Source organism: Okeania sp. SIO1H4, assembly GCF_010672695.1.
Classification (GTDB): domain Bacteria; phylum Cyanobacteriota; class Cyanobacteriia; order Cyanobacteriales; family Microcoleaceae; genus Okeania; species Okeania hirsuta.
In genome coordinates, this window is record NZ_JAAHGB010000069.1 from 1 (window position 1) to 12016 (window position 12016).

Sequence of the window (12016 nt, forward strand, 5' to 3'; positions counted from 1 at the left end):
TTACCACCATCGCGCGCCGTAGACAGCTCCCTTTTTTCTGTTGTTTTGACTGCCATAGGAATCAGCGTTCGCAACGGTGGAGTCTTGATCCCTGTCTAGTTGTGTTCTTAATTTTTGGCGAACTTGATCGTGAAGAAGTTGCCAGAAACCACGATGCTGCCATTTGGTGGAAGTATCTGTATACAGTTGTGTAGGGTGGTAAGTCATGGGGCATCATTTCCCATTGGAATCCAGTTCTTTGTACATAAAATATACCCCATACGAATTTCTCGGAAATCCACTTGAACAGGATGACCAAACCCTTTAGGTTTAGGTAGTAGAGCCTTGAGTATCTCCCCCATACGAATCACTCAGGTCCCTTGGGTATGGTTGACGTTTAGGGTTAGCGATCACCTCCGGTTAAGGGTACGCTATCGCAGGTATTAGACTCATTGGTTACAATATGGCTCAACTATACTCAACAATCACACCTAATTTGACTGGGATTAACTTTCTTTAGATTCTCTTTATGAATCAGCTCTTATATTACTAACTACAAAAATATTTAATCAATGCCATATTGCGATCGCAATACCATATACAAAATCCGAGATAACTCCCGTCGTTTCAAAGGTTGAGCATCCAAAGGTGTACCAGAAGTACCAAATAACTGAAACACATCAAAATCTCCACTTTTACCAACAATAAACGCTAACTGCTCCCGCGTACATTGTAAATTTGGGGCAAAATATCCATTACCCACCCCCGAAACAATACCCTTTGCTGCCATAGTTTCAATGGCACGATAGGCAAAATGCTCCTTCGGTACATCGAGAAAAGTGGGAAACTCAGGATTAAGCATTTCAAAACCCATCACATTTACCACTGCCACTGAAACAACTGCTCGGTTGACTGTTCCCTCTGGTAGAAAATATAAATGATTGTAATTCTCAGTCCGTACAATACCTGCCACAGCGAGAATTTGTATCGCCTCAAAGTCTGGGTCATCATGGGCAATATCGTTATACCAAAATAGGGGAATTTGATTACGAGTTAATAAACCCTGAAATTTATAAATCAGTCGTTTATTTGTAGCAATAGTACGAACATCCACCCCCTCATTTAGAGCAAAAGCAGCTAAATGACCGCCTGCTTCACCGATCGCCCATTCAACGGCGTGCATCCGATATACAGAATTAGTCAAATGAGTCGTGCCAATACTTTTCGCCGACAGAATCAGGTTATCCGTATCGAACGGCACCATTGCTTTTAACGCAATAGTAAAAGGCAAACATTTCATCTCATCTTTACTGTTGAAAATAAGGTGGTTAGGGTTATCAGTGGGATGAATATCAAACAAAGCATAATGACCGATACCAACGCTATCGTCAAAACATCGTCCCCGTGCTTGCTCGCCATAATATTGTTGGGCAGTATCTCGGTAAACAATAGTTGTTAATGCTATCCCTCTTCTTGCTTCGCGGATATAGGGTTCCAGAGCAATACCATCATTAGTCCAAGTCAAGTCTCCCCGTGGTTTTAACTCCCCTACCTTACCTATTAATATCCAATTGTTGGTTTTTAATGTTTGCGACTGGAGGTAATAAATATAAGCTTGAGTATATTCCCGTGCTTGCTGAATATGTTTTTGACGATCGCTCCGACTCACCCCAGTCAACAGACCCACTTTATAATCATTGGACTCATAATTCAGGATGGTCACATCACCATTACTCGTAGTTGGGATATACCCATCCTTGAGACGTTTTATTCGTCGATAAGTAAAAATTGCAAACCGCTCAAAAAATGTTCGTCCTTGAAAAGTGCTGGTAAATTTATCCGTTTGCAACCAAGGTTTCACCCCATAACCTTCTGGTTTACCGATGGGAACACCTGCTCCCTCAGCAGTTTTTTCCACAGCAGCACAAAAAGTGATTGACTGTTGACATTCGGGAAAAGGTTGTTGGGGAAGAAGTGCTTCACCCGTGTCGTTTTGTGATTCTTGTCCGACTCGCGACTCAATATTTCCTAATTCTAGTAAGTCTCCCAAGTCTGTCGCCTCAATGGTAATTTGAGCATTGACGGTGAAGCGTTGATTATTCTGCACATCCTGAAATACAACACCCGTTACCTGTCGCCGTTCATTGGGAGATTCACTAAACAAAATTTCTACAGGTTCGGCAAAAGGAATGAGGGTTAATTTGCCATTGCTGAGAAAATCTTCGATCGCTTCGTTAAGTGCTTGTGCCATAACTACAGTTGTCGTGGCAAAATTACTTACCCAACCCCCACCAGGATTATCAATTTTCTTACCATTAACTGGTTGGAGTTCCCGACTACGTTCGCGGAACTGCCATTGAGTCTTGGAAAAGGCATATTTGTCTCGGTCTACTTTATCTTCATATATTTCCCCTGGATTAAATTTTTTGTCTAGTTGAGGGTCATCGGAAGCAGGTAATGCTTGGGTAGTAAATTGTCCGCCTAATATTTGTTTTGGTTGCACGAGGCAAACATTAGCACCCGCTTTTAATGCACCCAGGGTAGCTGAATATGCTGCAGTGGAACCACCCACTATTAATATGGGAAATGAGAAAATTTGACCATCGGTGGGTCTGGTAAAAAAGCGATCGTCTAATATACTGTTGCTCATGGTTATTTGGGATGTGGAACTTTATCGCAAAAGGCTGATTCTTAATATTTCATTGTTTCAGCTTATTAAGGAAGTCCTAACCTTTTTGTCTAGTGCTATATTAATTTATAGCAGGGAACAGGCAACTCTTTGGAAAAAGAGGTAATTATTAATTATTATAGCAATTTCAAAAAAGAATGTTACGAATAATAAGTGTGATGAAAAGACAGGTTTAGGAGATGTCCCTTTGACTAAAAAGATAATTTACGACCTAAAAAAATAGAATCTAAGCAATTCATTCTGACTCCTGTAGGGGCAAATAGCGGTTTATCCCTACCACTGAGTCCTAATAAATAACCTAGTTATATCATGTCCGGTAGCATTGGTATTGTAAGTGTGAAGGTAAGGAAGAAGGAAGAAGGAAGAAGGAAGAGGGAAGAAGGCTTAAAAGCTTGAAAAAACCTAAATTTCCTGTAGATATTCACCCTTGGTTTTACACAAACAATAAAGTGCGGACATGATATTATTTATAGCAAACATTGATCAAATTGGTATTAGACATCTCCGAAAAATAATAGACTTTTTGCATAATTAGGCAATATGCAACAGGGAAGAAAATTTCTGAAAAAAGGCAAAAAAAATTCTCTACATCTGTAATTTATACCAGATGTCTATTAATTTTAAGTTTTTGATTTTCTCACTATTTTTCTAGTTACTAACAAACTCGAACAAATTAGAATCTTCAATAATTGCCTCATCAAAAATAGCATGAGTTAAATTGGCATCCTCAAAAGATGTTTTTGATAACTTCTCCAAGTTGATAACAACTTGAAAAAACGAAATTATCGCCAATCCAAAAACTATTCCAGAACCCAAAAATAATAACAATGCCTTAAGTATATTTCCAGCAAAAAAAGAGATAATACCACTCGAACCAATAACAGCTGAAGTACCTGTTAAAACCGCAGCAATAATCTCATTCTCAGCATTAGTAATGGCAACCGCCACAACCCCAGTTCCAATTAAAGCAGCAACCCCTGCCATTTCACCAGCAACAAAACTAGCAAAAGCACTCGCAATAGTAACAGCGATCGCCGCTCCAGCACAACGAGCGATCAAAGTCCTAATTTTGCTCCTACATTGTCCAATTCTTGCACCTCGAAAATTTGCCTCTGCTAGGATAGCATCCTGAAAATTACAACCTCTCAAGTCAGAACCGCTAAAATTAGCTCCTGTCAGGTCTTGCCCTTGAAAATCACGATGTCGTAAGTCTTGGTTAGAAAAATCTAAAGGTAATAGTTGATTCATGGTATTTTCAAAAAGGAATTAAGCAGAGGTAATAGACATTTCCGAAAAAGATATAGACTTTTTGCACATAGCAGGCAAAAGGGAATAGATTTTTAGGAAAAAGTTACGAAAAATGATTTAGGGGACTTACTTTTACAACTCTAGCTTATGTTAAATAAAGGGTAAGTTTATTTTCTGGAGATGTCTAATTATTAATTATTAACTATTAATTATTAATTATTAATTGTTACCATAGGTCGCAACAACTCCCCAACCAAAATCACACAATCAATAAATTCTCTAGGAGCGATCGCATCATCTTCCCCTAAAATCATTTCCTGTTGATATCCATCTTCAGTAGGTTGTCGATACACATACAACTGACGATGATTCACATCCAACACCCAATAATCCTCTATTCCAGACTTTGCATACTCTTTTCCTTTAAGCTCCAAGTCACTTTTGAGAGTACTATCAGCAATCTCCACGATCAAATACACATCTTCTGCTGTAGGATGAGAGTCATCATAATCAAGAGGGTCTACTTTCACTACTGCAATATCTGGTTCAGGTTGAGAAAAATTATTCAGTATCACCGGAAGTTGTTTCTGCACCGAAACCCTTTTTCCTAAAGATTGACTAAACAAGCGGTCTGCTCGTCGAATAGCTGCAGCGTGGGAACTTCCTTGAGGTGACATCTTGCGAATAACTTGTCCTGCGATTAATTCTACCTGTTCATCCTGGTGCAAAATTCCTACTTCTGCCATGCGCTGATATTCTTCTACACTCAGCAGACGTAGGGGTAATTCTGTGAAATTTAATGGCATTTTGGTGGTTGACATGACTGGGAAATGGAAAAATTTCCTAGAAGTATTTATCTATTAATAAAAATTTTGATAATTGATAGGTTAAAGATTTATCTATGTTTAAATTATCAGTTTAGTTTAGTTTATGCTAATTTTAGCCATCACTTTGTTTTGTAATTGGTTACTTGAATTATAGCACAAAAAATCCCTATCTATCTCATTATTAGCTAGTATATATATCAGGACTTACCCATGGGTAAGGAAAAACTAGGACTTGAGATTGTTTCCCTATGGGTCGCAATGACGGAAATACGTTAAAGTGCGTAAGTCTTATAATTATCGAAACTTAATATAAATTTTTCTATTATTTTAGGATAGGAAAATATATTTATCAGTATGATGAGTCAAGCAAGTTTAGCGATTTAAAAGGGGAGGCTTTAAACCAGAATTATTTAATTATTAATTATTAATTATTCGGTAAAATACTAAATAGCAATCTCAAATTATTCATAAACGCACCATGATTACTTTAGCTAAATGGTCAATACAAGACTATCATCAGATGATTTCTGCGGGTATTCTGAGCGATCGCCATGTAGAATTATTAGAAGGAGAAATTATTGAAATGTCGCCAGAAAAATCTTTGCATCGGAAAATCACTGATTCTATTGCTGAATATTTGCGAGAAAAGTTTCGAGGTCTGGCAAAAATCTACGAAGCACATCCAGTTACTCTTCCTAGTTCAGAACCAGAACCAGATATTGCTGTTGTTAAAATGCCAGTATCTTTATATGATTCTCGTCATCCTTATCCTGAAGAAATTTATTTGTTAATAGAAGTTTCTGATACAACTTTAGAAAAAGATTTAGAAAAAAAACGGTTTATTTATGCCCGTGCTGGCATTTTAGAATATTGGGTTGTGGATGTAGAAAATGAACAACTTGTCGTATTTAAAGAACCATCAAAAGATGATTATCAAGTGCAAAAAAACTACAGTCAAGGAAATATTTTTACACTTGTTTTTCCCGATCTTGAAATATTAGTAGAAAAGTTATTGAAATAGGGAGTAGGTAGGGACGTTGTATTTCATTAATGGATAATTGATAATTACCTCTGGTTAAAACTGTCCTTAATTGAATATCAGGAAATATTATTTCTTCTCTTGTTCGATGGTTAGCCAGCGAGGATATATCGCCATCCCACCCTATGGGAAGCTGCGCTAACGACCGCTTTTTTCCCCTTGAAATGGTCGGCTTTTAAGCTGAATAATTAATAATTATTAATTATTCGGTAAGGAGGTATTATTAATTATGTCTCAAGAATTATTAAATGAGTTAATGAGTAAATCTGAAGGGTTAAACGTTGAAGAAAAGCTTCAATTAATGCGTTATTAATTAAATAATCTTAAAATAGATGATAATTCCACCCTAAACTTCAGCGTAAATGGTTTGAGATTCAAGGAAAAGCGACTTATCCTTTAGTAGGAGAAGATGCTCAAGAATGGTTTCTCGAACTCGTCAGATGATTGGGAAGTGCAGGATACTTGACTGATTGCAGGAAGCAGGATATCTTTAAGTAAGTTGGAAATCTAAAATAGTTATTATTTTATTTTTTTTTATGAAAAATCTAACTCTACTATCTGTCACAGTCCTTACTGCTACATCTGCATTGGTTTTTGGGAAAATACAAGCTGCCTCTGCTTTAATTTGGAACTGGAATTATTCTGCTCCTGGCATAGAGGCGAGTGGTAATTTGACTACTAATGACACTCCTGACGATTTTGGTTTTTACCTAATTACTGGAATTACTGGTACGCGAAATGACGAAACAATTATTGGTTTACAACCTACGGGAACTTCAGTACCAGGAAACGAACCTTTTATACTTGACAATATAATTAGTCTTAATCCTGATGAGCAGTTAACAAGTAGCGGTTTTGGGTATTTCACCTCGGAAGGAAACTTTGTTAATATGTTTTTTGCTGATTTTTTACAGCCTCCGGGTTATTTTGAGATTTTTTCTGCGCCACCATTTATAACAGGTTTTGAAAATCTTGGGCCAGAAGATAGTGAATTGTCTGTTAGTTTTTCTGCTACCCCAATCATGGTCTCTGAACCCACCTCTACCTTAAGCTTTCTAGCTCTTGGTACTCTCGGAGCAATTTCAACCCTAAAACGCAAACAAAATAAAAGAAACAATATATGTCACAAACTCCCTTTTCCCCAGAAGAAATAGCATCCGAAGGCATCAAACCAGAAGAATATCAAGAAATTCTCAACCGCCTTAGTCGTCATCCCAATAAAGCAGAACTGGGAATGTTCGGGGTCATGTGGTCGGAACACTGTTGCTACAAAAACTCCCGCCCCTTACTCAAACAATTTCCCACCACAGGTAAACGCATTCTTGTTGGACCAGGAGAAAATGCCGGAGTCGTAGACCTAGACAACGGACTCCAACTCGCTTTCAAAATAGAATCCCACAACCACCCTTCCGCCGTCGAACCATTTCAAGGGGCAGCAACAGGAGTCGGTGGTATTCTCCGAGACATATTCACAATGGGTGCCCGTCCCATCGCTGTACTTAACTCCCTACGTTTCGGTTCCCTAGAAGATGCTAAAACTAGACACATTTTTACCGGAGTAATTTCCGGCATTTCTCACTACGGAAACTGTTTCGGAGTACCTACAGTTGGAGGAGAAATTTACTTTGACCGTGCTTATACTGGCAACCCCTTAGTCAATGTCATGGCATTGGGTTTAATGGAAACCCCCGAAATTGTTAAATCTGGTGCATCTGGTATTGGCAACCCAGTCTTATATGTCGGTTCCACCACAGGTAGAGATGGTATGGGTGGAGCAAGTTTTGCCAGTGCAGAACTCAGCGATAAATCAATTGACGATCGCCCTGCGGTACAAGTAGGCGACCCATTCTTGGAAAAATGTCTAGTTGAAGCTTGTCTAGAAGCATTCAAAACAGGAGCAGTAGTGGCAGCTCAGGATATGGGTGCTGCTGGCATTACCTGTTCTACTTCTGAAATGGCAGCTAATGGTGGTGTGGGTATTGAATTTGACCTTGACAGAGTTCCAGTACGAGAAACTGGGATGGTTCCTTATGAATATTTGCTCTCAGAATCTCAAGAACGGATGTTGTTTGTTGCTGAGAAAGGTCGAGAACAGGAATTAATTGATATTTTTGAACGTTGGGGACTTCATGCTGTGGTTGCAGGTACAGTTATTGAGGAACCTATTGTGCGAATTTTATTTGAGGGGAAAATAGCAGCGGAAATACCTGCTACTGCTTTGGCAGATAATACTCCTATTTATGAGCGGGAGTTGTTGAGCGAACCACCGGAATATGCGAAAAATGCTTGGTCATGGAATTCGGCATCTTTGCCATCATGTACGGCAGCAGGTATTGAAGTGCAGGGAAATTGGCAAACTTGGAATGATATTCTTCTGACTTTATTAGATACTCCAACTATTGCTTCTAAGCATTGGGTGTATCAGCAATACGACCATCAAGTGCAGAATAATACTGTTATGCTTCCTGGTGGGAGTGATGCTGCTGTCATTCGGTTACGTCCGCAAATTTCCACGGACAACCCACTATTAAATTCTGGTGTTGCTGCGACGGTAGATTGCAATTCTCGTTTAGTTTATCTAGACCCATATATGGGGGCAAAAGCGGTAGTAGCGGAAGCTGCTCGGAATCTCAGTTGTGTGGGTGCGGAACCTGTGGCAGTTACAGATAATCTCAATTTTGGTAGTCCGGAAAAACCAGTGGGATATTGGCAACTTGCGGAGAGTTGTCGCGGTATTGCTGAAGGTTGTCGGGAGTTGGGAACTCCTGTTACTGGTGGGAATGTGTCTTTGTACAATGAAACTTTGGATAGTGAGGGTCATCCCCAGGCGATATATCCGACTCCAGTGGTGGGAATGGTGGGTTTAATTCCCGACCTGACTAATATTTGTGGGCAAGGTTGGCAAGTTGAGGGAGATATTATCTATTTAATTGGAAATTTGGGGATGCGGTCTTTAGCTGCTTCGGAATATTTGGCAACTGTTTATGGTGTGGTTGCTGGGAAACCCAGTGAGGTAGATTTTGATTTGGAGCGTCGGGTACAGGGAGTTTGTCGTTATGGTATTCGTCAAGGTTGGGTAAATTCTGCTCATGACTGTGCTGAGGGTGGTTTAGCGATCGCTCTTGCAGAGTGTTGTATTAGTGGGAAGTTGGGAGCTGAGGTTAATTTGGAATTAGCTGAAAAGTCTGATTTTCGATGGGATGAGTTTTTGTTTGGAGAGGGTGGTTGCCGAATTTTGGTTTCTATTGCGCAAGAAAATCAGAAAATTTGGGAGTCATATCTTCAGGAAAATTTGACTAATTTTTGGCAAAAAGTTGGTTTGGTGGGTAATGCTGAAAGTGCTTTGCAAATTTTAGTTAATGAGGGAGTTTCTTTAATTAATTTAGAGATGGGGGAAATGAGCGATCGGTTTAACAATGCTATTGAAAGGCGGTTGAATAGCAGGGAACAGGGAACAGGGAACAGTAGGAAAAACATTGCCTAGTCTAAGATTCATTTTCAGCATAAGTCCTAATATCATGTTCGGATAAACACTAACTATAAAGTCATTGCGACTGGAACGGAGTGGAAGGTTTGCGTAGCATTCCGTAAGGAAAGCAATCTCAAGGGTTTGAGGTATCTCTTCCATCTATATCCTAATCATAACTATTCAACTGAACATGATATAACTTATCTTTCTATTGCTATAGGTGGTAGGTTGTAGATAAACTTGTTTCATCTACAACCATTTTCGCCGGGTTTGTAGGGAGTCAATGTTATATCATGTCCGGATAATTATAGCGCTGCGCGCAGGCAACAGGCAACAGGCAACAGGCAACAGGGGGAAAAAATTGCTGATAATATAAGACTATTATATAGAATCCGGTTATATAGTATATGTTGATAATTCTATAATTACTTCAAGCCTTTAATTTCCCCCACTCCCCTACTCCCCCACTCCCCTACTCCCCTACTCCCCTACTCCCAACTACACAATAACTATTCAACCGGATTCTATATTAGGGCATTTGATACAAACCCGGTTTCTCTGCTTTTTTATACGGATACTACCGGGTTTGATATTACTTAGTTGGTGCAGCACCTGATATCTCAAACCCATCTGGATTTACTACTTGGATATTATTCATCATGCCTCTGTCTTCATGTAACAGTATGTGGCAGTGATAAACAAATGTACCAGTAATAAAGGGATTCACGAAGGGAATACGGATTGTAGTTACGCTGTTTTTGGGTAAGTTAATTACATCTCGATATCCTTGGGGTTTTAGCAGACATTTCCATCCAGTTGTACCATCAGGAAGTGTCGCCCCTTGTTGTGTACAACCTTGTACGTCATAATTATTATACTTATTCTCATGATCTCCTGTTGTAAGGTCTTCAGAAACCGTCACCTCAGTAACAACGAAATCAAGCTGGTGTATGTGGAAAACGTGGGCATTACTATCTGCATTGACCAAATACCACTCTTCTAAATCTCCTATCCGGGAAACTTTATCAATCCGGTTTGCATCATATAATTCTTTGATTTTGTTGAAATCAACCGGTGTGCTTTCTGATTTTCCTGCGTCTTCTGCTTTTTCAAGTCCTTTTAGAAAAAACTTTCCATCTCCTCGGCTGAAATAGAAGTAACGTTTGCTGGTGCGTGGGTCTGTGTACATTGGTTGATCACTAATATTTGTTGGGTTAGTTATGCACCTTTTATTCTCTCCATTTTGCTTTCCATCATAAGAAGCATAATTCTCCTTTTCTTCACAACTTTTATCACCACAATACACAATTTTTTGACCTGTTTCTGGGTCAATTCTATAAGCATAATGATGATACTTATCTGGACAAGGTTCTAGATTATCTGATGGCATTATATATTTAGAAGGCGGCAATATCTTGTCTTGATACTCTGACTTTTGTTGGAGGTAACTGTATAAGCTATTTTCATCATCGCCCGGGCATAACTCACCTAACTTCAAATTATTTTCATCTTTATCTTTATAGCAAACTGAACCATTATCACCTTCTACCTTAACAGTTGCTAACAACTGGGTTATTTTAAAGAAGTTGTTAAAAAACGGTTTATCTGTTTTGGTCAAGTGGGTCTCAAGGTCGGAAACAAGATAATATTCACCATTATAGTCTGATTTCTTACCTCCTACTACAAGAAGTTCTACTCGACTAGCAGGTGGCAATAGAACTGAGTCAGTTGCGACTGGTTTTTCAACAACATCACCATCACGCGCCAAGATAATAAAATTTGGTTTATTATTGGGTTGAGCAAATTGAACTGGATTAGTTGATTTTCCTAACTCATAATGATCATCTACCCACTTTTTTTTACCTTGTTCTAGAGCAATGTTCATATACACATCCGACCCTGAATTAGCAATGCGCCAGAATTGAACCTCTCCAGGCTTAATTGTTATTTTAGGGTTGACTTGACCATTGAGAGTTAAACATTGCTTTCCACTTGTCCCTAAAACATCATTAAAATCCTTGAACATCATCACCTTTTGATTGACAGAAAAAGGCTCAGGTTCAGTGTCTATATTTTCTAGATTATTCGTTGTAACTTTAAGCCCTTCGTCTGTATTTAGAAGCTTGTAATAATCATCCATCCCCTTGTCTATATTTTCTAGATTATTCGTTGTAACTTTAAGCCCTTCGTCTGTATTTAGAAGCTTGTAATAATCATCCATCCCCTTAATAATAATTCCACCGGACAAACCACCCCGAACCTGTTGCCGACTAAGTGAGTGAGCATGGGAATGATACCAAAAGAGTCCTGACTGGTGGACGTATGGAATCTTGATTCTCATATTGTACTCATTTATTGGACCACCATATTTAGGTTCGTATGTATTATCACCGGGATAATAACCACCAGGAAGAATAGGAGTTGGAGAGAGAAAGTCCGGCGGATTCGTATTGGGTGTCACATTAGAGGGAACATCCACCAAAACATCATCAGAACTCAGTAAAGGTGATACGTTGAAACCATGATAATGAATGTTAGTGTATTGAGATTGACTCTCTAAATTTTCTTTTGTTTGTGGTATACTACCTTCTTCTTGGACTTTGACTGGTAAATTATTTTTCAGAGTTAGGTCAAAGGAGTTAAGTTCAGCATTTTCGACATCATAGGGATCATAAGGATCATAAGGTAATTCACCATAAGATGTCACTATAGTTGGTGGGGTATAGGTTCCAACCATATTGTTAGGAGGATTGCTTGCATCATAC

Annotated in this window: 8 protein-coding genes; 3 read left to right on the forward strand and 5 right to left on the reverse strand. The window is 38.9% G+C overall.

The window, feature by feature from the left end:
- Window positions 1-61: 61 nt before the first annotated feature.
- From F6K06_RS34310 to F6K06_RS27785, 4 genes are all read right to left on the reverse strand, one after another.
- Window positions 62-298 carry a transposase gene (locus F6K06_RS34310; RefSeq protein ID WP_124144373.1) on the reverse strand — a complete coding sequence of 79 codons (237 nt, stop codon included), beginning with the start codon at window positions 296-298 and terminating at the stop codon, window positions 62-64.
- A 246-nt stretch (window positions 299-544) separates the two neighbouring features.
- Window positions 545-2629 carry an FAD-dependent oxidoreductase gene (locus tag F6K06_RS27775; protein WP_124154534.1) on the reverse strand — a complete coding sequence of 695 codons (2085 nt, stop codon included), beginning with the start codon at window positions 2627-2629 and terminating at the stop codon, window positions 545-547.
- 687 nt (window positions 2630-3316) lie between these two features.
- Window positions 3317-3916 carry a pentapeptide repeat-containing protein gene (locus tag F6K06_RS27780; protein ID WP_287243905.1) on the reverse strand — a complete coding sequence of 200 codons (600 nt, stop codon included), beginning with the start codon at window positions 3914-3916 and terminating at the stop codon, window positions 3317-3319.
- Between the two features lie 212 nt (window positions 3917-4128).
- Entirely contained in the window at window positions 4129-4737 is a 609-nt protein-coding gene (locus F6K06_RS27785) for a Uma2 family endonuclease (RefSeq protein WP_240041567.1), read from the reverse strand.
- 484 nt (window positions 4738-5221) lie between these two features.
- Between F6K06_RS27785 and F6K06_RS27790 the strand changes: the two genes are divergently transcribed.
- The 3 genes from F6K06_RS27790 to purL all read left to right on the forward strand — a co-directional run bounded on the left by F6K06_RS27790 (window position 5222) and on the right by purL (window position 9266).
- Window positions 5222-5764 carry a Uma2 family endonuclease gene (locus F6K06_RS27790; RefSeq protein ID WP_124154536.1) on the forward strand — a complete coding sequence of 181 codons (543 nt, stop codon included), beginning with the start codon at window positions 5222-5224 and terminating at the stop codon, window positions 5762-5764.
- Window positions 5765-6318: 554 nt separating this feature from the next.
- The gene (locus F6K06_RS27795; protein ID WP_287243908.1) at window positions 6319-6936 is read left to right on the forward strand and encodes a PEP-CTERM sorting domain-containing protein; all 618 of its coding nucleotides are present in this window, start codon (window positions 6319-6321) and stop codon (window positions 6934-6936) included.
- A complete protein-coding gene (purL, locus tag F6K06_RS27800) occupies window positions 6903-9266 on the forward strand; it encodes a phosphoribosylformylglycinamidine synthase subunit PurL (protein WP_287243909.1) in 2364 nt (787 codons plus the stop codon). Before F6K06_RS27795 ends, purL begins: the two co-directional genes overlap by 34 nt.
- Window positions 9267-9843: 577 nt before the next feature.
- On the opposite strand, the gene F6K06_RS27805 is transcribed toward purL, so the two are convergent.
- Window positions 9844-11988 carry a multicopper oxidase family protein gene (locus tag F6K06_RS27805; RefSeq protein WP_287243911.1) on the reverse strand — a complete coding sequence of 715 codons (2145 nt, stop codon included), beginning with the start codon at window positions 11986-11988 and terminating at the stop codon, window positions 9844-9846.
- Window positions 11989-12016: the final 28 nt, after the last annotated feature.

What these genes read in the sequence shown, in the direction of transcription:
- F6K06_RS27775 (WP_124154534.1), bottom strand. Translation starts at nt 2,629, where the DNA reads ATGAGCAACAGTATATTAGACGATCGCTTTTTTACCAGACCCACCGAT.
- F6K06_RS27805 (WP_287243911.1), bottom strand. Translation starts at nt 11,988, where the DNA reads ATGGTTGGAACCTATACCCCACCAACTATAGTGACATCTTATGGTGAA.
- F6K06_RS27785 (WP_240041567.1), bottom strand. Translation starts at nt 4,737, where the DNA reads ATGTCAACCACCAAAATGCCATTAAATTTCACAGAATTACCCCTACGT.
- F6K06_RS27790 (WP_124154536.1), top strand. Translation starts at nt 5,222, where the DNA reads ATGATTACTTTAGCTAAATGGTCAATACAAGACTATCATCAGATGATT.
- purL (WP_287243909.1), top strand. Translation starts at nt 6,903, where the DNA reads ATGTCACAAACTCCCTTTTCCCCAGAAGAAATAGCATCCGAAGGCATC.
- F6K06_RS27780 (WP_287243905.1), bottom strand. Translation starts at nt 3,916, where the DNA reads ATGAATCAACTATTACCTTTAGATTTTTCTAACCAAGACTTACGACAT.
- F6K06_RS27795 (WP_287243908.1), top strand. Translation starts at nt 6,319, where the DNA reads ATGAAAAATCTAACTCTACTATCTGTCACAGTCCTTACTGCTACATCT.